A 22,237-nucleotide genomic window follows, 5' to 3' on the forward strand; every position below is an offset into this window, starting at 1 on the left:
CGTGGAAGACGGGCGTATGTTGTGGCGGTGGACATGCTGCATCTGCGGTACTTCGTGGCCGTCGCCGAGGAGTTGAACTTCACCCGCGCCGCCGCACGCCTGCACATGGCGACCTCCCCGCTGAGCCAGCGCATCAGGGACCTGGAACGCGAACTCGCCACCCCCCTGTTCGTCCGCACCCACCACAAGGTCGAACTCACCCCCGCCGGCGAGACGCTGCTACCGGCGGCCCGCGACACGATCCGACGGTTCGACGCCCTCCCCGGCCTCGTCCGCACGGCAGCCGGCACCACTGCGCGCACCGTCGTCATCGGCATCGCACCCGATGTGTCCACCGAACTGCGGACCGGCTTCCTGAACACCGTCGCGGCCCGGCACCCCGATCTCCTCCTGCGGCTGCGCCCCGCCAGCACCGAGCCCCTGGTGCGCTCCCTGCTCACCGGCGAGATCGACATGGGCTTCCTCCACGGTCCCGTCACCGGCCCCGGCATCCGCACCCTCGACCTGGAGACGGCCCCGGTGGCCGTGGTGGTCGGACGCGGGACCGGTTTCGACGCCCGCACGACCGTCCGGCTGGAAGAGCTCGCGCACCTGCCGTTCGCCTCGATCGGCTACGACGCCGCACCGGAGATCTACCGCAGACTGGACGACGCCCTGAACCGGGTCGCGGTCCGCAAGCGCATCAGGCTCGAAGGGGACAACTTCGGCGGCCTGGCCCACCTGGTCGCCGCCGGCCAGGCTTTCACCCTCATCGCCCTGGGCGGTGGCACCACAGGCAAGGCCTTCACCGGCGAGCCCGTCGTGACCCTCGCCATCGAAGGCGGCGATCTCACCCTCACCACCGTCGCGGCCTGGCACCAGGACCGGCCCGGCCCCGGCGAGATGCTGGCCGAACTGGCCGCCGCCCTCGCCAAAGGTCTGCCCACCACCCACGGTCCCTCCCCGGGGTGACGCCGCGGGAGCGGGCGGGGAGTCGGCACCACGGCTGAACGGCCGCCCCCGAGGAGCGGGGGGCAACGCCGTGCGGCAGGACACCCGCCGAGGTCGACGCGCACCGGGGTTCAGCGCACCGGCTCGGGCTCCGGCGAGGGGGACGGCGTGCCCGCCCAGCGGTGCAGGGCGGCTTCGAGGCCGGCGGCGGCGTCGGCGGCGGTGGTGTCGCAGGCCCAGGCGACCACTCCGTCCGGGCGGACGAGGACTCCGGTCGGCGTCGCGTAGTCGTCGGTCACGCTGGTCACGCTGGTCACCCGCCCGGTCCAGCCCGCGGCGAGACGGGTGAACGCGCCGTCCGCCGTACGGTCGAGCAGCAGGAACCCGCCGCCGTGGCCGTGGTCGACCAGCCGGGAGCCGTCCCCCAGCCACAGGTCGGGGGCGTACCGCCCGACCAGCGGGTGGTCGCCGGGCAGGTCGACGCGCTGCGTCACCCCGGAGATCTTCTTGACCGCGTAGGTCGCGCCCGCCCCGGTGCCCAGCAGGTCGGCGACGACCTCCCGGAGCGCGGCCGACTTGGCGTCCCCGCGCATCACCCCGATCTGGGCCCTCGTCCAGTCCAGTACCCAGGCGCCGAGGGGGCGGCGCTCGGCGTCGTAGGTGTCGAGCAGCCCTTCGGGCGCCCACCCGGCGACCACGGCGCCGAGCTTCCAGCCGAGGTTCATCGCGTCGCCGACCCCGAGGTTGAGCCCCTGGCCGCCGAACGGCGAGTGCACGTGCGCGGCGTCGCCGGCCAGGAGCACCCGCCCCGAGCGGTAGGCCGCGGCCTGGCGGGCGTTGTCGCTCCAGCGGGTCGCGGGGCCACGCAGCGCGGTGAGCGTGACGTCGGTGCCCGAGACCCGGCGCAGGCTGCTCTGCACCTCTTCAAGGGTGACCGGCGCGGAGCGGTCGGCGGGGGCGCCGCCGAACTCCACGGTGACCACCCGCCCGGGCTGCGGCCCGCAACGGTAGGCGCCCTTGGACGACCACACCCATCCGTCCGCGAGCACCGTGGGGTCGGCGATGTCGACGACCGCCAGGTGTCCGGTGAGTTCGGGGTCGGTGCCGGGGAAGCCGATGCCCGCGAGGCGGCGCACGGTGCTGCGCCCGCCGTCGCACCCGACCAGCCATCCGGTGCGCACCGTGCCGGCGGTGGTGGTGACGAGCACGCCGTCGCCGGTGTCTTCGAGCGCGGTGACCTCCACCCCGCGACGCACCGCCACGCCCAGACGCGCGACCTGGCCGGCCAGCAGCGCCTCCAGCTCGCGCTGCGGCACCATCCGCGCTCCGTCGACGGCGGTGTGCGCGGCGAGGTCGGTATCGGACCAGTCCACGAGGTCGGCGTCGAGGACCATCCCGGCGAAGTGCCCGGTGAAGCGGGGTGCGCGCGCCGGCCGGCCACCGCCGGGCGGCTGGTCGACCGCGCGGGCGAACGACCCGACCCGTTCGAGCTGCTCCCGCTGCACCTGTTCGGCGGCTGGCAGCAGGCCGCGGCGGTCGAGCGCCTCGGCCGTCGGGACGTTGACCGCCCCCGCCTTCATCGACCGGTCCGGCTCGGCGAGCCGTTCGAGCACCTGCACCGTCGCCCCGGAGAGCGCCAGCTCGGCGGCGAGCACGAGGCCCACCGGCCCGGCGCCGACGACGGTCACGTCCACGTCCACGTCCACGTCCTGGTTCATGGTCTGGTTCGAATCCTGATGCGGATCCCGGTTCACGTTCACATTCCTAGTCACGAACAATGTTCTATAAACGAACAGCGTTCGTGTCAAGCTATGATGGTCCGGTGAACCCGAGAGAGCGACGCGCGGCACGCCACCAGCCGCCGAACCCCGACGCCGAAACCGACCCCAGGCCGCGCCGCCGCAAGGCCCCCATCACCGTGGACCAGGTCATCGACACCGCGCTGGGCGTCATCGCCACCGAGGGCTACGAGGCACTGACCATGCGCCGCCTCGCCGGCGCCCTCGACACCGGGCCCGCCTCCCTCTACGCCCACGTCGTCAACAAGGCCGACCTCGACGAGCTGCTCATCGGACGGCTGTGCGCCGCGCTCGCCCTGCCCGAGCCCGACCCCGCGGCCTGGCGGGACCAGATCCGCGGCGTCTGCACCCGGATCCGCGACCAGTACCTGGACTACCCCGGGATCTCCCGCGCCGCGCTCGCCATCGCCCCCACCGACCTCGAAACCATGCGCGTCAGCGAAGGGATGCTGGCGATCCTGCTCGCCGGCGGCGTCGCCCCACAGGCCGCCGCCTGGGCCGTCGACGCGCTCCTGCTGTACGTGGCCGCCTACTGCCTCGAAGCCTCGATCGTGCGCCAGCGAGCAGCACACGACGACGACGCGTGGGTCCTCGACCGCGACGAACTGCTGCGCCGCCTCACCGCCCTGCCCGCCGAGACCTTCCCCCACACCACCCGCCACGCCGCCGAACTCACCGCCGGCACGGGCCACGACCGCTTCGACTTCACCGTCTCCCTGATGATCGACGGCCTCGCCCGCCGCTAGGGCGTGACGTTCCGAAGCCGGCCGGGTCCACTGTCAACTGCTGTTCACGCAGCTCCGCCCGTCTGCTCACACAGCTCCGCCCGTCGCCCCGGCCCGAGAACGGGGGCCGGAGCGACGGGCGGAGCGACGCGCGGGTGTGGTCAGGCCTGTGCGTTGCCCGGCTGGCGGCCGGGGGCGTCGGCGGCGGCGCGCTTGAGGACGGCGGTGTTCGCGGTGACGGTGCCGGGCTTGACTCCGTAGGCTTCGGTGACCTGGACGCTGCGCTCGCCCAGGAAGGCGTAGGAGCTGCGGTCGAAGATGATCTCGTCGCGGGAGCCGGTGGTGGTGTTGGTCCGGGCGATCGCGATGCCGGTGCGCCCGGCGGCGTCGGTGGCGCTGTCGAGGAGGACGACACCGGGGATGCGGGCCGCGGCCTGGTAGAGCGCGGCGGCGAGCTTGCCGGGGACGGCCTGCTCGCGGATCAGGTCGGCGATGGTGACGAACGCCTCCTGGTCCGGCCCGTTGCCGCTTCCCTTGGTCTCGGTGTAGATCTTCTGCAGCAGTTCCTGCGGGTCGGTGGGCAGGGTGCGCACGTAGTCGTAGGAGGGCGCGTTCAGGTAGGCACCAGTGCCCGATTCGAGTGCCTTGCCGCCTTCCGGGGACTTGCCCTCTTCGGTGAGCCAGCCCGTGCGGCCGTCGGCCGAGTGCCAGATCTGGCGCTGGTGGGGCTTCTCGACCCACACGTTCGAGGTGCCGCTGGCGGCGTCGATGGTGCCCGTGAGGTGGGAGACGGTGCTCTCGATGTAGACGTACTGCCCCGGGCGCAGGACGAGGTCGGGCGCGGCCGCGGCGGCCAGCGAGATCCGCTCCACCGCGCCGGCCAGGCCCGCGGTGTCGCCCGCCGAGACCTGGATGACGGGTGCGGCGACGCGCTCACTGCGCGCGGGGGTCGTTCCCGGGCTGCCGAGCGTGGTGGCCGCCACGGTGGCGGCGAGGGCGAAGGCCGCCACCGTGGTGGGCACGGCGATCAGCAGCCGCCGACGCCTCCTGGCCTCGGGGCGGACCGGCACTGCGGCTTCGGGGGTACGGGTGATCTCGTTCATCAGGAACTCCTCGATCTGGCGCTGTCGGCCGAGCGGGGCGGCCGGTGCTCCGGCCGCCGGCAGCAGGTGCCTCAGCTCCGCGTCCTCAAGCGGCTGCTGCCACTCCGGGGTGCTGGTCATCTGTTCCACTCCTTGTTCGACCGGGCCGGAACCATCCGGCCACCCTGTACTTGTCCGGCTGCCGGCAGGGGTTCCCGGCGAGTTTTCGAAGCCTGCCGCAGTTCCTTGTCGGCCAGAGCACGCAGCCGGGTCCGGGCCCTGGAGAGCCTGGAGCGCACGGTGCCGACCGGGATGCCGAGGGCCTCGGCGGCCTCGGGGTAGCTGAGGCCCGCCCACACGCACAGCGAGAACACCTCGCGCTCCCCGCGGCGCAGTTTCTCCAGCGCCGCCTTGGCAGCGAGCAGTTGATCGCGGTCGGCGAGCCGGCCGACCAACTCGTCGGCGAAGTCCGGGGCGGGTTCGGCGAGCGGCATGCGGGCGAGGGCGGCCGCATGCCGGCGGGCGGCCCTGGCCCGGTTGCGCAGCACGTTGACAGTGATGCCCATCAACCACGGGCGAGGAGTGGTCCCCTCGTCGCGGAGCTTGTCCCGCAGCCGCCAGGCCTCCAGGAAGACCACCGCCATGACGTCCTCGGCACCGGCGCGGTCCCCGCTCACCCGGACCGCGTGCGACAGAACCGCCTGCGAGTGCTCCTGGAACAACTGCCGGAAGGCGCCCGGGTCCCCGGCTCTGATCCGTTCGTGCAGCGAATAGTCCACACCTCTGGTTGTCCGGCCACCACGAAGCAGTTCCAGTGAGCTGCGTCACAGGTGTGCCGGCAACCGGCGGATGCCTTTCGCGCGGACGACGGGTCCTCCGCGCAGGTGCCGACTTGAGCGGCGGCACCTGCGCGGCGGCACCTGAGGCGCTCGGCCCGGTGGCGAGCGGCTGCCACCGGGCCGTCCCCCGAACGCCACGAGGTGTTCCGGCGAACCCCCCGATGCCAGAAACTCTGCAGCGGCGGCGCATTGTCCGAAAGAGCCCTCTGGGCAGGACATTCAAGTCGGACAACGATGTGAGGGGGCGGGAGAGGCCTGCCAGGGGTGGTGAACGTGGACACGCGGCCGAACGGGACACGGCGCAAGGCCCGACTGGGCAGACCGGAGCGGTTCGTCGATCCGCAGGCCGGTCCGGTGGAGCGGCTCGCCTGGGAGCTGCGCCAGCTACGGGACCGGTCGGGCGCACCGAGCTACCGCGCGCTGGCGAAGGAGTCGCACTACTCCGCCAGCACGCTGGCGGAGGCAGCGAAGGGCGAGCGCCTGCCGTCGCTGGCCGTGGTGCTCGCCTACGCGCGGGTGTGCGGCGGGGAGAAGGCGGAGTGGGAGGCCCGCTGGCTGGCGGCTTCCCGGGCCGTCCAAGGGCCGTCCGCCACGGCGCAGGACGGCGACAAGGACCGCGCGGACGGGGGCGACCCCGCTCACTGCCCGTACCTGGGACTGGCCGCGTTCGGCACGGGGGACGCCGACATCTTCTTCGGCCGGTCGGAACTGGTGAGCCACCTGGTCCGGCACGTGGGTGACCACCGGCTGACGGCAGTCGTCGGCGCCTCCGGCAGCGGCAAGTCCTCGCTGCTGCGGGCCGGGCTGCTCCCCCGGCTCGACGAGTCCTGGCACACCGCGCCGCTGGTCCCCGGCGACCACCCGCTACGGGCGCTGGCCCTGGCGGTCTGCGCCCTGACGGGCGGTGACGCGGAGGCACTGTCCCGCGCGCTGGCCGACGAGCCCGCGGCCCTGGGGATCGCGCTGGACACCTGGCTGGTCACGCAGCCCGCCGACCGGCGCGTCGTCCTCGTCGTCGACCAGTTCGAGGAGCTCTTCACCACCTGCGCGGACGTCGGGGAGCGGGAAGCGGCCCTGGCCTGCCTGGCCTGGACGGCCGGCGACCGCACGGCCGTCGACGGGACGGCCGACGGCCACACAGCCGGCGACGGAGCGGCCGGGGCCGGCGCGGCCGAGGCCCGGGTACGGGTCGTCATCAGCGTGCGCGCCGACTTCTACGACCGCTGCCTCGCCCACCCCGCCCTGGCCGCCGCCCTCCGCTCCGGCGCCCAACTGCCGGTCGGCGCACCCACCCGGGCCGAGCTGCGGGACATCGTCGTCGAACCCGCGGCCCGAGCGGGCGTCGTGGTGGACCCCGACCTGCTGGAGGCCGTCCTCGCGGAGGCCACCGGCCAGCCCGGCGCGCTGCCGCTGGTGGCCCACGCGATGCGCGAGACCTGGACCAGGCACCGCGGGACCGTCCTGCGGCTGGCCGACTACCGGGCCACCGGCGGCATGCGGGGAGCCATCACCCAGACCGCCGAGGCCATGTACGCCGCTCTCCCGCCGGGCCACCAGGAGGCCATGCGGCTGCTGTTCCTCCGGCTCACCGCCCCGGGCGAGGGCACCGAGGACACCCGCCGCCGCCTGGCCCGGAAGGAACTCGACGGCCTCGCCGACGCCGCGACCGTCGACGACCTCCTGCACCGGCTCGCCGCCGCCCGCCTGATCGTCCTGGCCGACGGCACCGTCGACGTCGCCCACGAAGCGGTCATCCGCGCCTGGCCTCGGCTGCGCCACTGGCTCGACGTCGACCGCGAGGCCCTGCGGACACACCGCCGGCTCACCCAGGCCGCCCTGACCTGGAACGAACTCCAGCGCGACCCGGGAGCGTTGTACCGGGGAGCACAGCTCGCCACCGCCTGGAGCTGGTCCCGTACCCGCGGCGCGGCGCTCAACCGGCTTGAGTCCGCCTTCCTGGACGCCAGCACCGCGGCGGACGGCCAGCGTGGCCGTCGCCGGCGCCGGACGGTCGTGGCGCTGGCCGTCCTGACCGTGCTCTCCCTGGTGCTGGCGGTGACCGCGTTCGTCCAGGGGGAGCAGTCCGACGCGCAGCGCCGCGTCGCGGTCTCCCGCGAACGGGCCGCCCAGTCCAGGCAACTCCTCGAAACGCAGCCCGAGGCCGCGGCGCTGGTCGCGCTGGAGGGCTACCGGACGGCCCGCACCACCGAGGCCCGCGGCAGCCTGCTGAGCGCCTACGCCGCCTACTCCTCCAACCAGTTCACCGGTCACACCGGCACCGTGACGGCGGTGGCGTACGCGCCCGACGGCCGCACCCTGGCCACCGGCAGCGCCGACCACACCGTGAAGCTGTGGGACACCACCACCCACCGCATGCTCGCCACCCTGACCGGCCACACCGGCATCGTCAACACGGTCGCCTTCAGCCCCGACGGCCGCACCCTGGCCAGCGCCGGCGCCGACCGCACCGTACGGCTGTGGGACGTCGCCTCCGACCGCACGACGGGCATCCTCACCGGCCACACCGGCGCCGTCTCCTCGGCGGTGTTCTCGCCCGACGGACACACCCTGGCCACCGCCGGGTACGACCAGACCGCCCGGCTGTGGGACGTGGCGTCCCAGCGCGCCCTCACGACGCTCACCGGTCACGCCGGTTCCGTACGAGCGGTGGCGTACGCGCCCGACGGCCGCACCCTGGCCACCAGCGGCGCCGACCACACCGTGAAGCTGTGGGACACCACCACCCACCGCATGCTCGCCACCCTGACCGGCCACACCGGCGCCGTCGGCACCGTCGCCTTCAGCCCCGACGGCCGCACCCTGGCCAGCGCCGGCGCCGACCGCGCCGTGCGGCTGTGGGACGTGGCGTCGCACGACACCACGGCCGTCCTCAACGGGCACACGCAGGAGGTGAGCCAGGCCGCGTTCACCGCCGACGGCCGCACCCTGACCACGATCGGCCAGGACAACACGGTCGCCCTGTGGGACGTGGCCGAGCGCCGACTGACCGCCACCCTCCACGAGACCAACACATCCGCCCCCGCGCTGGCGCTCTCCCCCGACGGCAACGAGCTGGCCACCACCGCCACCGACAACATCGTCCACACGTGGGACCTCAAGAGCCGCCAGATCGCCGCCACCTTCAGCGCGACGAACGACCTGGACACCCTCGCGACCGTCGCCACCTACGCCCCCGACGGCCGGACCCTCGCCATCGGCCACACCGACGGCTCCGTCACCTCGTGGACCACCGCTCCGCTGCGCCCCGCCGTGACCTTCGCGGCGCACAGCCAGGGCATCATGCACCTGGCGTTCTCCCCGGACGGCCTCCTGCTGGCCGCCGCGAGCTCCGACCGCACGGCACGCCTGTGGGACGCCGCGTCAGGCCGCCCGGTGGCCACCCTCGAAGGCCACACCGACCAGGTGTCGAGCGTCGCCTTCTCCCCCGACGGCCGCACCCTGGCCACCAGCAGCCTCGACACGACCGTACGCCTGTGGGACGTGGCGACCCACCAGACGACAGCGGTCCTCCAGGGGCACACCAGCCTGGTCTCCAAGGCCGTCTTCGCCCCCGACGGACGCACCCTGGCCACCGCCGGGTACGACGGGACGGTGCGCCTGTGGGACCTGGCCACGCACCGCACCGTCGCCGTCCTGTCCGAGAACACCAACGCCATCGCTTCCCTGGCCTTCTCCCCCGACGGCCGCACCCTGGCCACCGGCAGCTCCGACGCCACCGTGCGCCTGTGGGACGTGGCGCAGCGCCGGACGGTCGCCACCCTCACCGGCCACATCAACACCGTCTTCTCCGTCACCTTCAGCGCCGACGGCCGCACGCTGGCCAGCACGGACGCCAGCGGCACGGTGTGCCTGTGGGACGTGGCATCACAGCAGGTCACGGCACTGCTCGTCGGTCACACCAGAGCCGTGCACACGGCCGCCTTCAGCCCCGACCAGAGCACGCTCCTCACCGCCGCCAGCGACGGAGCACGGCTGTGGCCCACGGACGCGGACCGGACCGCCGACCGCATCTGCGACCTGAGCCGGAGCAACCACTGGCCCGAATCCCTCTCCGGTTCCGCCACGGGCGACACCTGCCGGTGAGCTCCGAGTCGTTGACGTAGCCCGCGCCCACAGCGCACCCGCCCACCCACAGCTCTCCTGCTTCGCCGCCCGCACCCGCCCGCACCCGCCCGCACCCGCCCGCACCCGCCCGCACCCGCCCGCACCCGCCCGAACGCCGGATGTGCCACGAAGACACCGCCAACCCCCCGTTGCGCGGATCGTCGGAGCGGGCGGACGGGCCGGGGCGCCGGTCGCGGTCCGTCAGTTGGGCATCGGGCGCGGGCGGCTGGCGGGGGGATCCGAGGGGATGTCGTCCACGCTGGGCAGGTTCTTCAGGAGCCAGTGGACGCTGTTGTCACCGCCGAGTTCGGGGAAGTCGACGACGGCGGTCTCGCAGAGCCAGATCAGGTGCTCCTTCATGGTCCGGTGCCCCTTGGCCTTCTGCTCCGCGGCGAAGTCGTAGTACTCGAAGGTGGGAGCGGCACAGGCTCCGTCCCAGGCGGGGTCGTCGCTGCCCGGGGTCGTCATGAGGAGTTCCGCGATGGGGTAGAGCACACCGCTCATCGAGGCGATGAAGGTGCGTTCCAGGTGGTAACGGGTGCTCGTCCGGTTCGGGTTGAGGTTCGACCGGACGGCGTAGAGCTTGTCGAGCATGGCCAGGGTGTAGCAGTAGGCGGCATTGAAGAGGAGGGCCAGGCCTCCGGCCGGTCCGGAGAAGTCCTTCACCCGGGGATCGCCGGGGACGTTGCGGACCTGCCCGATGACCTCGATGCCCTGTTCGATCCTCTTGAACTTCGCGTAGTGCGAGAGCTCGTCGAGGCCGGGTCGCGGGTTGACGGGGTCGATCGGGACGGTGGCCTTCTTCGGGTCCACGCCCTCGCCCTGCTCGATCACGATCTTCAAGGCGGTCTGGGCCGTGTCAAGGTCGGTGATGACCACGGGTTCGCCGCCGCCGTCATGGTTCCAGTACGCGCTCTCGTACTGCCAGGGGGCGTTTGCCTTCGCGTACTTCCACACGCCGTCCGGGTCGACCTGGGTCAGGTGCTTGAGGCCCTCTTCGATCGCCCGGTAGAACTGGCCGAGCGTGTTGTACTCGTCCGGTTGCGGCTCGGCGCCCTTCTCGGCGGGCAGTTCCAGCGGCAGGAACACCCGGGTCATCAGGTCCTTGCTGCACCGCTCCAGGTGAAGGGTCAACGGCGGAGTCCGATGGAGCATCTTGCTCGGGTACTTGGTGATGAAGTCCGGGTCGTAGAAGACGATCCGGTCCGCTCCGCCGAGCGCGACCGCCAGGTTGCGCACCAGGCACAGGTGCAGCATCTCCTCGATCGCGATGCTGATGATCGTGCGCTGGGCGGAGATTCCCGGGTCCCACTGGCTGTGGCCCTTGGTCCCGATGGAGTAGGCCGCGTACAGGTACATCGGGATCGTGGACAGCTCGACCTGGGCCGCCTGATGCAGGTGGTCGAGCAAGGCGTCGATGTCCTCGATCGGCCGGTCGGCCTTGATCGTGTCGATCGGGGTGACGGCGAAGGGGATGTCGGCCAGGCGACGGGTGGCGGACTTGGTGGCATCGGTCGTCATACCTCGGCTCCGTTCGGTTCCGGGCGCTCGTGGCGCGGTGAGGGCGGTGCGGGTGGCGGACCGGCCCGGTCGGCTCGGTCGGGGTGGCCGGGGCGGTCGGCTCGGTCGGCTCGGTCGGGGCGGCCGGCTCGGTCGGGGCGGCCGGGGAACCCAGCCCGGGAGGCGAGGAGCGTGCGCCGGACGTCCTCGGTCAGCTCCGTCACGTGGACGCCGTGGTCCCGGCGGCGCAGCAGCAGGAGTACGGGGCGTGCGGCCGGCGGCTGCGGGTCCTCGCCGCGGGCCACCGCGGCCGCGTAGCGGTGCACGGGGTGCCGACAGGCCAGCACGCGGCACGCGCGGTCCGGCTCGGCGTCGTACACCTCGGCGAAAGCCCTTTCATATCCCGCGAGTTCGACGATCAACTGGACCCAGGGATCGGCGTCGTGGCCCGGTGGGTCGCGGTCGGGTCGGGTGGTCGCGAGGTGCGACGCGAAGCCGTCGGCGAAGTGCTCCAGGGTCCAGCTGCGGGACGGGCAGGTGTTCAGGTACTCGGTGGCGAGCGCGTCGAAGGCCTCCGGCCCCAGGAGTCGGCGCAGCGCGGGGAAGCAGGAGCGCAGGCAGGCCAGTAGGCGCAGCCGGTAACCGCGGCGGTAGATGTCCAGCCGCTCGCCGGCGGTGAGCCGGCTGGACGGCGTGAGCACCTGGGCGGTGGCCTCGCCGCCCTCCTGGTCCGGGCCGGTGGCGTGGAGGACGGCGGCCTGCAGCCAGTGCTGGAGTTCGGCCAGGTGCGCCGGCGCCCCTTCGACCGTCGACATGTCAGACTCCCGTCGCGACGGGGATGTTCGCCGGATCGAGGGCCCGCTGGCGCGCCTTTCCGAGTTCCGCCACCAGCTCGGGGAAGGGCGGCAGGCGGTCGTCCCACTCCAGCAGGGTGGACACGGGCCCGGTCAGCGCGATCGCCGCGTCGTACAGCTCCCACACGGCCGGTGCGACCGGTCCGTCATGGGTGTCGATCAGATGTGTGCCCGCGTCGGTGTGACCGGCCAGATGGATCTGTACGACCCGGTCGTGCGGGAGCGCTCCGAGGTATGCGCGCGGATCGGTGTCGTGGTTGACGGCCGACACGTAGACGTTGTTGACGTCCAGCAGGAGCCCACAGTCGGCCTCGACCGCCAGCCGCGCGACGAACTCCTCCTCCGGCATGGTCGATGCGGCGAAGCCCACGTACGTGCTGGGGTTCTCCAGCACCAGCGGGCGCTCCAGGAAGTCCTGCACGGTCCTGACCCGTCGCACCAGATGCGTCAGCGCGGCCTCGGTGAAGGGGACCGGCAGCAGGTCGTGGGTGTTGAGCCCGGCGACCCCGGTGAAGCACACGTGGTCCGACACCCAGGCGGCGCCCACCGTGTCGGCCAGCCGCCGGAGCCGCCCCAGGTAGTCGAAGTCCAGGGGCTCCACGCTGCCGATCGACAGCGACACCCCGTGCATGACCAGGGAGTGCCGCTCGGCGACCCGGTCCAGTACGTGACGCGGGTGGCCGTGGGAGTCGAGGTAGTTCTCGGAGATGATCTCCAGCCACTCGGCGCCCAGCCCATCACCGAGGTGGTCCAGTACGTACCGGTGGTGCGGGCCGCGCAGGCCGACACCGAACCCCAGGTTCGGCAGGTCGAAGCGGGACACCCGGTCGATCCGCTCGCCCTGGTGGGGCTCCGTCACGCGGTCGCCTCGTCCGACGGCAGCGGCAGCACCTGCGGCTTGCTCCGGTCGAGCCTCTTCTTCCTCCGCTCGGCCTCGTTCACCTCGTACGGCGGGACCAGGTCGTCCGGGTAGCCCTCGCCCGGGGACGGGCCGAACGGGAGGCCGGCAGCGTACATCCGGGCCTCGAACAGCTGGCGGGCGAGCTTCCAGACGCTCTTGCCCTTCAGCGGGCCGCCCGCGAACACCCGGCTGACATTGATCGGGCTCGCACAGCTGCCGTTCTGCCGACAGGCCTGCTCGCCCGGCTTGGCGAGTTCCGCGTCGGGGCCGGTGTAGCCGCACCCGCCCTGCCCGCGGCACTCGTTGGCGCCGTGGCACACGTGCAGGACGGTGGCACAGGCTCCCATGCCCGCCATCGGCGCCTTCTCGTCGATGTCGTGGTTGCGGCAGGCGTTCAAGCCCATGCACACATGGAGCTCAAGGGCCTTCTGCAGCTCGGCCGCGGACACGCGCGGCCCGCCGGCCTCGTGCGCGGCGTGCCGCAGCGCGATCCCGTCGTCGCCGCCGAGGATCACGCGCTCGATCTCCGCCAGTTCCCCGGGGCTCAGATCCGGGAAGCCGTCACCGCCGGCCGCCCTGCCACTGTTCTCCCTGCCACTCACGAGTACCTCCTCGATCGCCTTGGGTCGGGCACGCACGGCAGTGCGATCTCACTGCGCTGTCACACGATGTGACGCGCGCCACAGTCGCCAAGGTCATCACAGCCGGAGGCGGGCTGGATAGCGCCAAATGAGTAGTGTGCGAATTATTCCTGCGGAGCGAGCTCCGGGCGCTGCGCGGGGCAGGCGGTTCGGACGGCGGCCCTGGTCCGGGGTGCTGCGCGGGCGGCTACGCGTCGAGCGGGATGGTGCCGAGGGCGACGGTGAAGCAGGCGCCGCCCTCGGGGCCGTGGCCGTGGACGGTGATGGTGGCGCCGAGCCGGTCGGTGAGGCGACGGGTGATGGCCAGGCCGAGGCCGGTGCCGCCGGGGCGGGTGCCCGCATAGCGGGAGTGCAGGGCGCCGGGTTCGAAGGCGACCCGGACGTCCTCGTCGGTCAGGCCGGGGCCGCCGTCGCGGACCTGTAGCTCGGTGTCGCCGCTGTCCGTTCGGCGCAGGGCCAGCACCACGGGGGCGCCGGGCGGCGAGATCCGCACGGCGTTGCCGATCAGACCGTCGAGCAACTGGCGGACCCGGAATCCGTCGGTGACCGTGATCACGGGTTCCCCGGCCGTTTCCACCCGCAGGTGGAGTTCGCTCTGTCGGAGCCTCTGGTCCCAGGCTCGCGCGGTCTCACGGACGAGGGCGGTGAGGTCGGTGGGTTCGCGGGTGATGGGGAAGTCGTCGGCGTCCAGGCGTGCGAGTTCGAGCAGGTCGGAGACGAAGCGGTCCAGGCGTCTGGTCTCGGTCAGGAGGATCTGGCCGACCTGGGCCTGCTGCCCGGGTTCGACGACCCCGTCGGTGAGGGCCTCGGCGTAGCCCTGGAGTGCGGTGAGGGGGGTACGGATCTCGTGGGAGATCGAGGTCAGGAAGTCGCGCTGGCGTTGTTCGCTGCGTTCGAGGGCGGCGCCCAGTGCGTTCAGGGCCTGGGCGACGTCACGGGCCTCGGTGGGGCCGTCGGCCTCGCAGCGCAGGCCGCGTTCACCTGCGGCGAGTCGGTGGGCGACACCGGCCGCCGCGACCAGGGGGCGGGCGATGCGGCGGGCCAGCAGGGCTCCGGCGAGGGCGGCTCCGACCAGGCCCGCGACCAGGGGGAGCGTCAGGCTGCCGCGCATCCGGCCGGCAGCCGCATCGACCTCGGTGAACGGCTGGGTCAGCACGACAGCGCCGCCGTTGCTTGCCGGGTGTCCCTGGACGAGTACGCGCTGGTCGCCGAGCGAGGCCGTGGCGGAGAGCGTCCGTCCGGCGAGCAGCGCGTCCCGGTCGGCCGGGGCGACGGCCTGCGCCGCAGGGCCGTCCACGTGTCCGTCGGGATCGACGACGGCGACCAGGACGCCGGTGGCCCCGGTCAGCCGTTGGGTCTGGTCGAGGAGCAGCACGGACAGGTTGGGAGCGAGGCTGAGCACGGTGGCCTGCCGGGACAGGCGCTCCCGGTACTGGGACTCGGCGTTGGAGAAGGCGGTCTGCCAGGCCGCGACCCCCGCCAGTAGCACGGCCGTGGCTGCCACCACGGTGGCGAGCAGGACCAGGCTGCCGGTGAGGGAGCCCGCGCGCAGGCGCCTCACCGCTCCGGCTCCTGGGCGCTGTAGCCGATCCCCCGCACGGTGCGGATCGGGCTGGCGTCGCCGAGCTTGGCGCGCAGCTGCGAGACGTAGACGTCGACGACCCGGCTGTCGCCGTAGTCGGCCTGCCCCCAGACCTGGGCGCGGAGCTGCTCGCGGCTGAAGACCTGACCGGGCCGGGCCAGCAGGTGGGCGAGCAGGTTGAACTCGGTGGTGGTCAGCTCCAGCGGTTCGCCGTCGCAGAGCACCGTGCGGCGACCGGGGTCCAGGCGCAGCCGGCTGCCGCCCAGGACGGCCGAGACCGGTGGGCCGGCGGTGCGGCGCAGCACCGCCTTGACCCGGGCGACCAGCTCGCGGGGCGAGAACGGTTTGGTGAGGTAGTCGTCGGCACCGATCTCCAGGCCGAGGATCCGGTCGGCCTCCTCGTCCCGGGCGGTGACCAGGATGACGGGCGTCCAGTCGTCGGCGGCGCGCAGCCGGCGGCAGAAGTCCGTGCCGTCCAGCCCGGGCAGCCCGATGTCGAGAACGATCGCCACCGGCCGCAGCCGTGCCACGGCGGCCAACCCGGCGGTGCCGTCGGCCTCGGTGTGGACGCCGAAGCCCTCGCGGGTGAGGTACAGGCGCTGGAGGTCGGCGATGTGGCGCTCGTCCTCCACCACCAGCACAAGGCCCTTGCTCTGTGTCATCTGTCCGGTGTCACCGCAGTCTCCCCGCGCCGCGGCACCCATCCCGCGGCTGCTTGGCCAGTCGCGCGTGCCACGGCTTCGAACTGCACCGATGCTAACCCGCGGGCCGTCACCGTCCGGCGGACCGACGGCGATCCTTACAAGGCCCGAACACAGGCCGAACCTTCGCCTTGCACAACGGCGACAGGATGCTTCCGACCTCGCCGACCGGCGGGGTCGGGACAAGGGAGAGCAGTCGTGCTCACGGGCTCCGGATCCCTCGTGCTGCTCGGTGTCTGTGTTGCGGCCCTCCTGATCGTCGCGGTCGTCGTGCTGCTCACGCGCACCGGTCGCGCCCCGTCCCCAGGACAACGGCCGACCACAGGACGCCGCCGGGACCGCACCGGGCCGCCCGCCCCCCTCCGACGCCCCGACAACGACAGCAGGACAATGATGACCATCCGTCCAGAACCGGCCCGAACCGCCACCGCGCGGCTGGGCCGCCTCCGCCGCCCGACCACCCGGCGAGGCCGGATCACTCGCGCCGTCGTCCTGCCCGTGGCCGTCGTGCTGGCCCTCGCCGGGGGCGGCGAGGCCGTCACCCGGCACGTCCTGAAGAGCCGGATCGCCGACCGCATGGGGAAGGCGCTCGACACCCGGGTGACGGTCGACACCGGCGCCGGCCCGGCGCTGCTCGCGATCCTCGACCGGCACCTGGATCACGTCACGCTCGGCGCGGACGACGCCCACCTCGGCTCACTCACGGGCGCCTCGGTCCGCATCACGCTCGACGACCTCCACCTGGCCGAGCCCGCGACGGCGTCCGACGTCCGGGCCACCGTCACGATCCCCGCCGACTCCCTGGCGGGAGCGATCCACGACTCGGGCCAGGGCGTTCCCGTCAGCAGCACCCGGACCGACCCCGCCACCGGCACCCTCCTGCTCGCCCTGGGCCCGGGTGGCATGGGCCAGTTGACGCTGAAGCCCGCCCTGGCCGACGGCCGGGTCACCATCACCGCCACCAGCCTGCAGTTCCTCGGCCGAACGATCACCGGTCCCCAGCTCGACCAGATCAACACCAAGCTCACCGCGCGGAACCGACAAGCCGACTACCCCCTGTCCCTCAAGCCCGTCTCACTCACCGTCACACCGACCGGACTCGCCCTCACCCTGGCCTCCGGCCCCACCACGCTGAAGCAGCCATGAACCAGGAGCCGACCCCGGCGATGACCGACCCCACGACACCACCGTCCAGCCACCCCACGACACCGCCGTCCAGCCGCCGCACCCGCCTGCGCCGACGCATCGTCGTCGCCGTCACGGGCCTGCTCGTCCTCGCTCTCACCGCGGCGTCCGGCGCGCTGTGGCTACTGACCGGCAAGTTGCTGCACCCCACCGACGACACCCCGCTGAACACCCGCGTCATCGCCGTGGGGGCCGCGACGGTGACCCTTCCCGCCACCGACGAGAGCCGCTACACCGGCACCTACGGCCTGGTCTGGCAGGACAGCGGATCCGCACAGCGGCGCTCGGGAGAACTCGGCCGCGTCCTCGCCTCGGACGGCAAGACCGTCACCCGCGAACTCCAGGCCACCACCCCACCCGCCGTCGGCGCCAAGGCGAAGATCATCGTCACCGTGTGGAACTCGGACCCGCGCCGAGCGGTGGGGCTGGACCACCAGGACGTCAGCTACCCCGGCGACCTGGGCCCGATGCCCGCCTGGTACCTCCCGGGCTCGCGCAGCACCTGGGTCATCCAGGTCCACGGGCTCGGCGCCGGCCGCAGCGCGGGCCTGCGGACGATGCCCGGACTGCACGACCTCGGCTACCCTATCCTCGACATCACCTACCGCAACGACCCCGGCGCACCCCGCGACTCCAACGGCAACCGACAACTCGGCAACACGGAATGGCGCGACCTCGACGCCGCCGTCCGCTACGCCCGCGCCCACGGAGCCTCCGGCGTGGTGCTCTACGGGTTCTCCATGGGCGGCGCCATCGTCGAGAACTACCTTCAGCGCGCCCAGGACACCAGCGCGGTCCGCTCAGTCGTCCTCGACTCACCCGCACTCGACTACCGGGCGGCCATCGACACGATCGCCACCGGCCTCGGACTCCCGTTCCCCATCGCCGACCTCACGGCCCCCTTCATCCGCTTCCGAGCCGGAGTGGACCTCGACCAGGTCGACACCCTGGCGGCGAACCGGCGCGACGGCGGCCCCGAACAGCCCGTGCTGCTCTTCCACGGCACCGCCGACACACTCGTCCCGTACGCCGGCAGCGCCCGGTTCGCCCGCGACTGGCCGGACAAGGTCCGACTCGTCACCGTCCCCGGGGCCGGCCACACCGGCTCCTGGAACGCCGACCCCGCCCGGTACGACAAAGAGCTCGCCGACTTCCTCGGTCAGCACTCCTGACCGCGTCCCGGGCACCGCGCCGCAACGCCGAACAGCCCCACTGACACACCAGCCGTCCCACCAAGGAGGCAACCGATGAGCCGAACCCGCCCCGCAGCCCTCGCGGCCGCGCTCCTCACCCTGACGACCACCGCACTCGCCGCCACCACCGGCACCGCCCACGCCGCCCACGCCGCCACCGTCAACTACGTGGCCCTCGGCGACTCCTACTCCGCGGGCGGCGGATCATCCAGCACGTACCTCAACAGCTGCAACCAGAGCACCAACGCGTACCCGTACCTCTACGCCCAGTCCACCTCACCGACCACCTTCGACTTCCAGGCCTGCGGCGGCGCCACCACCACCGACGTCGTGAACAACCAACTCGCCCCGCTCACTTCCGGCACCACCTTGGTCAGCATGACCATCGGCGGCAACGACGTCGGCCTGCGCGACGTACTGGCCTCCTGCCTGCTCGGCAGCGACGCCGCCTGCCTCAGCGCCGTCTCCTCCGCAGAGAACACCGCCCGCACCCAGCTCCCCGGCGAACTCGACACCGTCTACGGCGCCATCCGCTCCCGCGCCGCCAACGCCCACGTGGTGATCCTCGGCTACCCCCGCTTCTACGACCCCGGCGTCCCCCTCTGCCCGGGGATCAGCCCGGCCCGGCGTGCTGCCCTCAACGACGGCGCCGACGTCCTGAACAGCGTCATCCAGAGCGAGGCCGCCAAGTACCCGAACTTCGCCTACGCGGATGTGACCAGCCGGTTCGCCGGCCACCAGCTCTGCGACCCCGCTCCCTGGCTGCACGCCCTGAACTGGCCGATCGGACAGTCCTTCCACCCGACCGCCGCCGGCCAGGCCGGCGCCTACCTCCCGGCTCTGGAAGCAAACGACTGACGCAGCCCCGCCGCCCGCCGCCATCGGACGGCGGCGGCGGACGGCGGACGGCGCCCGGCCAGCGGCGGGCATCAGGAGGGCAGGGTCCAGCGCTGGTTGGGGCCGCCGTGGCAGTCCCAGATCTGCAGCCTGGTCCAGTCGGCGCCGCTGCCGTCGCGGGCGTCGAGGCAACGGCCGGAGGCCGGGTTGAGGAGCGTGCCGTCCGGGCGTGGCTGCCAGCGCTGGGCGCCGGTGCCGTTGCAGTCGTAGAGCTGGGCGGGCGTCCCGGCGGCGGTCCAGCCGTTGGTGACGTCCAGGCACTTGCCGAGGGCCCGCAGGGAGCCGTCCTGCCCGACGGTCCAGTCCTGGGCGCCGGTGGAGTTGCAGCGGTAGAGCTGGACGGCGGTGCCGTTGGCCGTGTCGGCGCGGTTGAGGTCCACGCACTGCCCGGCGATGCCGGTCACCCGGCCGCTCGGGCGGGGGGTGGCCCAGCTCTGTTCGGCGCCCCCCGAGCAGGTCCGCAGCAGCAGCCGGCCGTCGGCGGCCGCGAGGCAGCGGCCGGACGCCGGGTGGAGGATCGAGGAGCCCGGGCCCGGGCGCCACACCTGGTCGGCGCCCGCGGTGCAGTCCCGCAGCCGGACGGCGGCGCCGTCGTCCGGGCCCGCCGGGGTCAGGCAGCCGTCGAGGGCGCGGACGCTGCCGTCCGAGCCGACCGTGGCGTCCTGGGCCGCCGTGCCCGCGCAGCCGGCCAGCCGTACCGCCTCGTTGCCGTCCGCGGCGGCGACGCCCGCGTCCAGACAGGACCCGTCGGCACCGGTGATCCGCCCGGACCAGGTGGAGACGGCCGGAGAGCCCGGGACGTCCACCGCGCCCTGCAGCTTCGGCGCGCGCGAGGAGGAGCCGACCATGAGGCCGTACCGCCCGCCGGGGACCTGCCAGCCGTGCACGCCGGGATCCCAGACCGCGAAGGAGGAGCGGTCCAGCGGCAGTTCCACGTGCGTCGACCGGCCGGGCGCCAGCGTGACCTTGTCGAAGGCCTTGAGCTGCTGCGGCGGCTCGCCGGCCGCGGACGGGAAGGAGACGTACAGCTGCGGCACCTCGGTGCCGGTCCGGGCGCCCTGGTTGGCGAGGTCGAAGCCGACCCGCACCCGGCCGGCGGCGTCCGGGCCGGTCACGGTGAGGTTGCTGTAGCCGAAGGTGGTGTACGAGAGGCCGTGGCCGAAGGGGAACAGCGGGGCGGTGGCGGTCGCGTCGTACCAGCGGTACCCGACCGCGAGCTGCTCGGTGTAGTGGTAGGCGCCGTCCGTGCCGGGGTACTGGGAGGCGTCCCGGATCGGCGTGGCCGCCACCGAGGTCGGGAAGGTGACGGGCAGCCGCCCCGCCGGATCGGCGTCGCCGAACAGCACGTCGGCGAGCGCGGTGCCGCTCTGTTCGCCCGGGTACCAGGCCTCGACCACCGCCGGCACCGCGTCCAGCCACGGCATGGTGACCGGCCCGCCGGTGTTGAGCACCACCACCGTCCGCGGGTTGGCGCGGGCGACGGCGCGGATCAGGGCGTCGTCCGCCGGGGCGAGGTCCAGCGAGCCGCGGTCCGCGCCCTCGGTCTCCTCGTCGCCGACCACCACCACCGCGACGTCCGCCCCGGCGGCCACCGAGGCGGCCGCGGCCGCATCGTCGCCCGGGTGGTAGCGCACCGAGACGCCCGCACCGGCCCGGGCGGCAATGCCCTGGCGAGGCGTCACGACCTGGTCGGGGTAGGGGGCGACGTGCGAGGAGCCGTAGCCGCCGGTGTAGGCGTGGTCGGCCCACGGGCCGATCACCGCGACGGACGACAGGTGGGCGGCGTCCAGCGGCAGCACCGGCCCCTGGTTGCGCAGCAGCACCGTCCCGGCGGCGGCCGCCGCCCGGGCGTCGCGCGCGCCGGCGGCGGGGTCGGAGGCGGGCGGATCGGAGACGGGCGGATCGGAGACGGCCTGGCCCGAGCCGGAGCCGGGGCCGGAGCCGGGCGGCCGGCCGCCGTCCAGCGCCCCGGTCCGGACCATCAGCCGCAGCACCCGCCGCACCTGGTCGTCCAGGACGGCCGGGGCGAGCCGCCCGTCGGCCACGGCCGCGTTCAGGTCGGCGAAGTACGTCGTACCGCCGAACTCCTGGTCCAGCCCGCCCGCCGCGGCGTTCACCGAGGAGTGGGTGGCCGGGTAGTCGGAACCGATCACCCCGTCGAACCCCCAACGGCCCTTCAGCACGTCCCGCAGCAGCGGGAAGTTCTCGCACGCCCAGATGCTGTTGACCGGGTTGTAGCCGCACATCGCCGACCAGGCCCGGCCGTCCCGGACGGCCGCCCGGAAGGCGGGCAGCTCGATCTCGGCCAGCGTCCGCTCGTCCACCTCCGAGCTGTACGACTGCCGGTTGTTCTCCTGGTTGTTCGCCGCGAAGTGCTTCACCTGCGCCGCGACCCCCTGCGCCTGGATGCCGCGGACCTCCGCCGCCGCGACCCGCCCGGCGAGGAACGGGTCCTCCCCCAGCGTCTCGAAGTTCCGCCCGCCCTGCGGCACCCGCACGAGGTTCACCATCGGCGCGTACAGCACCTGGTAGCCGCGCGCCCGGGCCTCACGGCCCAGCACCGCGCCGTAGGTGGTGGCGAGCCCCGGGTCGAAGGCGGCGGCCAGCGACACCGGCGCCGGCAGCGCCGTCGCCGGTTGCCCGTCCCGCACGCCGGCCGGGCCGTCGGACAGCAGCAGCGGCGGGATGCCCAGCCGCGGCACGCCCCGGACGTAGCCGACCGCGTACACCCCGTTCGGTGCGGCGATCCCCTGTAGCAGCGTCGTCTTCTCGTCGGTGGTCAGCTGGCCGAGGAGCGCTTCGATCCTCTGCTCCGGCGACGGCCCGCCGTGCGACCACCCACCGTGCGACCCCCCGTCCTGAGACCGCCCGCCGTGCGGCTGCGGACCGGCCGGTCCGGCGACCGCTGGGCACATGCCGGAGCCGGAGGCGGCCGCCAGGAGGCAGCCGCTGAGCCCGAAACGGAGTATTCGCGTCCACGAGGTGATACGCCGCATGGCAGCACCTTTCGACGAAGGCGGGCCGAGCCGGGAGGCCGGGAAATGTGACGGCCAGTCAAATTTACGGCGCATTAACACTTACCGGCAGGTAGCGCGCAAGGGCGCGTCGGAGGCACCAAAGGCGCGAACCGTCACCGAGGGGCGCAGGCGGGGGCGCGGACGGCGTCGGCCCGGCCGTCGTTGACGCGTCGTCTATCCGCTGTCAACACGCCGACCCTAGACGAACGGTGCTGCGCAACGGTCTGTACGCCGAGTTCCTCGGGGCGATCACCGCGCCCTGCCCT

16 protein-coding genes are annotated in these 22,237 nt (G+C 73.3%); 6 read left to right on the forward strand and 10 right to left on the reverse strand.

Annotated features, from left to right (window positions below):
• The first annotated feature begins 33 nt into the window (after positions 1 to 33).
• Positions 34 to 951 (forward strand): LysR family transcriptional regulator, encoded by a 918-nt coding sequence (locus tag ACIP37_RS20310; RefSeq protein ID WP_363583528.1) that lies wholly within the window; start codon positions 34 to 36, stop codon positions 949 to 951.
• A gap of 110 nt (positions 952 to 1,061) precedes the next feature.
• Here ACIP37_RS20310 and ACIP37_RS20315 read toward each other — a convergent pair whose 3' ends face one another.
• Positions 1,062 to 2,648: an FAD-dependent monooxygenase gene (locus ACIP37_RS20315; RefSeq protein ID WP_400808324.1), complete on the reverse strand. Its 1,587-nt coding sequence runs from the start codon at positions 2,646 to 2,648 to the stop codon at positions 1,062 to 1,064.
• 104 nt (positions 2,649 to 2,752) lie between these two features.
• Here ACIP37_RS20315 and ACIP37_RS20320 point away from each other — a divergent pair, with 104 nt between their 5' ends.
• Positions 2,753 to 3,475 (forward strand): TetR/AcrR family transcriptional regulator, encoded by a 723-nt coding sequence (locus ACIP37_RS20320; protein ID WP_363583454.1) that lies wholly within the window; start codon positions 2,753 to 2,755, stop codon positions 3,473 to 3,475.
• A gap of 140 nt (positions 3,476 to 3,615) precedes the next feature.
• Here the strand turns inward: ACIP37_RS20320 and ACIP37_RS20325 are convergent, their stop codons facing one another.
• The gene (locus tag ACIP37_RS20325) at positions 3,616 to 4,677 is read right to left on the reverse strand and encodes a CU044_5270 family protein (RefSeq protein WP_363583452.1); all 1,062 of its coding nucleotides are present in this window, start codon (positions 4,675 to 4,677) and stop codon (positions 3,616 to 3,618) included.
• Positions 4,674 to 5,315: an RNA polymerase sigma factor gene (locus ACIP37_RS20330; RefSeq protein WP_363583450.1), complete on the reverse strand. Its 642-nt coding sequence runs from the start codon at positions 5,313 to 5,315 to the stop codon at positions 4,674 to 4,676. The genes ACIP37_RS20325 and ACIP37_RS20330 overlap by 4 nt, the downstream gene beginning before the upstream one ends.
• Before the next feature lie 333 nt (positions 5,316 to 5,648).
• Between ACIP37_RS20330 and ACIP37_RS20335 the strand changes: the two genes are divergently transcribed.
• Positions 5,649 to 9,479, forward strand: coding sequence for a cytochrome D1 domain-containing protein (locus ACIP37_RS20335; protein ID WP_363583448.1), 3,831 nt, complete (start codon positions 5,649 to 5,651; stop codon positions 9,477 to 9,479).
• Positions 9,480 to 9,701: 222 nt separating this feature from the next.
• Here ACIP37_RS20335 and ACIP37_RS20340 read toward each other — a convergent pair whose 3' ends face one another.
• From ACIP37_RS20340 to ACIP37_RS20365, 6 genes are all read right to left on the reverse strand, one after another.
• Positions 9,702 to 11,021, reverse strand: a complete 1,320-nt coding sequence (locus ACIP37_RS20340) for a ferritin-like protein (RefSeq protein ID WP_363583446.1) — start codon at positions 11,019 to 11,021, stop codon at positions 9,702 to 9,704.
• Entirely contained in the window at positions 11,018 to 11,815 is a 798-nt protein-coding gene (locus ACIP37_RS20345; RefSeq protein ID WP_400808332.1) for a putative DNA-binding domain-containing protein, read from the reverse strand. Before ACIP37_RS20345 ends, ACIP37_RS20340 begins: the two co-directional genes overlap by 4 nt.
• Position 11,816: 1 nt before the next feature.
• Complete coding sequence (locus ACIP37_RS20350; protein WP_363583442.1) at positions 11,817 to 12,713, reverse strand: DUF692 domain-containing protein; 897 nt, start codon at positions 12,711 to 12,713, stop codon at positions 11,817 to 11,819.
• Positions 12,710 to 13,357 (reverse strand): hypothetical protein, encoded by a 648-nt coding sequence (locus ACIP37_RS20355; protein WP_363583440.1) that lies wholly within the window; start codon positions 13,355 to 13,357, stop codon positions 12,710 to 12,712. Before ACIP37_RS20355 ends, ACIP37_RS20350 begins: the two co-directional genes overlap by 4 nt.
• 226 nt (positions 13,358 to 13,583) lie before the next feature.
• Positions 13,584 to 14,957, reverse strand: a complete 1,374-nt coding sequence (locus ACIP37_RS20360) for a histidine kinase dimerization/phospho-acceptor domain-containing protein (protein WP_400808337.1) — start codon at positions 14,955 to 14,957, stop codon at positions 13,584 to 13,586.
• Entirely contained in the window at positions 14,954 to 15,640 is a 687-nt protein-coding gene (locus ACIP37_RS20365) for a response regulator transcription factor (RefSeq protein ID WP_363583436.1), read from the reverse strand. The genes ACIP37_RS20360 and ACIP37_RS20365 overlap by 4 nt, the downstream gene beginning before the upstream one ends.
• Before the next feature lie 432 nt (positions 15,641 to 16,072).
• Here ACIP37_RS20365 and ACIP37_RS20370 point away from each other — a divergent pair, with 432 nt between their 5' ends.
• From ACIP37_RS20370 to ACIP37_RS20380, 3 genes are all read left to right on the forward strand, one after another.
• Positions 16,073 to 16,825: a DUF2993 domain-containing protein gene (locus ACIP37_RS20370; RefSeq protein ID WP_363583434.1), complete on the forward strand. Its 753-nt coding sequence runs from the start codon at positions 16,073 to 16,075 to the stop codon at positions 16,823 to 16,825.
• Positions 16,822 to 18,036: an alpha/beta hydrolase gene (locus ACIP37_RS20375; RefSeq protein WP_400844194.1), complete on the forward strand. Its 1,215-nt coding sequence runs from the start codon at positions 16,822 to 16,824 to the stop codon at positions 18,034 to 18,036. The genes ACIP37_RS20370 and ACIP37_RS20375 overlap by 4 nt, the downstream gene beginning before the upstream one ends.
• 75 nt (positions 18,037 to 18,111) lie before the next feature.
• Positions 18,112 to 18,915: an SGNH/GDSL hydrolase family protein gene (locus tag ACIP37_RS20380; RefSeq protein ID WP_400808341.1), complete on the forward strand. Its 804-nt coding sequence runs from the start codon at positions 18,112 to 18,114 to the stop codon at positions 18,913 to 18,915.
• A 71-nt stretch (positions 18,916 to 18,986) separates the two neighbouring features.
• Here ACIP37_RS20380 and ACIP37_RS20385 read toward each other — a convergent pair whose 3' ends face one another.
• Positions 18,987 to 21,950 carry a glycoside hydrolase family 3 C-terminal domain-containing protein gene (locus ACIP37_RS20385; protein WP_400808344.1) on the reverse strand — a complete coding sequence of 988 codons (2,964 nt, stop codon included), beginning with the start codon at positions 21,948 to 21,950 and terminating at the stop codon, positions 18,987 to 18,989.
• Positions 21,951 to 22,237 lie beyond the last annotated feature (287 nt).

This window comes from Kitasatospora sp. NPDC088861 (assembly GCF_044750105.1).
In the GTDB taxonomy this organism is placed as follows: Bacteria; Actinomycetota; Actinomycetes; order Streptomycetales; family Streptomycetaceae; genus Kitasatospora.

Bases quoted from the DNA above. Each gene is read 5' to 3' on its own strand.
- ACIP37_RS20310 (WP_363583528.1), top strand. From the start codon at position 34: ATGCTGCATCTGCGGTACTTCGTGGCCGTCGCCGAGGAGTTGAACTTC.
- ACIP37_RS20315 (WP_400808324.1), bottom strand. From the start codon at position 2,648: ATGAACCAGGACGTGGACGTGGACGTGGACGTGACCGTCGTCGGCGCC.
- ACIP37_RS20325 (WP_363583452.1), bottom strand. From the start codon at position 4,677: ATGACCAGCACCCCGGAGTGGCAGCAGCCGCTTGAGGACGCGGAGCTG.
- ACIP37_RS20340 (WP_363583446.1), bottom strand. From the start codon at position 11,021: ATGACGACCGATGCCACCAAGTCCGCCACCCGTCGCCTGGCCGACATC.
- ACIP37_RS20345 (WP_400808332.1), bottom strand. From the start codon at position 11,815: ATGTCGACGGTCGAAGGGGCGCCGGCGCACCTGGCCGAACTCCAGCAC.
- ACIP37_RS20365 (WP_363583436.1), bottom strand. From the start codon at position 15,640: ATGACACAGAGCAAGGGCCTTGTGCTGGTGGTGGAGGACGAGCGCCAC.
- ACIP37_RS20370 (WP_363583434.1), top strand. From the start codon at position 16,073: ATGACCATCCGTCCAGAACCGGCCCGAACCGCCACCGCGCGGCTGGGC.
- ACIP37_RS20375 (WP_400844194.1), top strand. From the start codon at position 16,822: ATGAACCAGGAGCCGACCCCGGCGATGACCGACCCCACGACACCACCG.
- ACIP37_RS20380 (WP_400808341.1), top strand. From the start codon at position 18,112: ATGAGCCGAACCCGCCCCGCAGCCCTCGCGGCCGCGCTCCTCACCCTG.
- ACIP37_RS20385 (WP_400808344.1), bottom strand. From the start codon at position 21,950: ATGCGGCGTATCACCTCGTGGACGCGAATACTCCGTTTCGGGCTCAGC.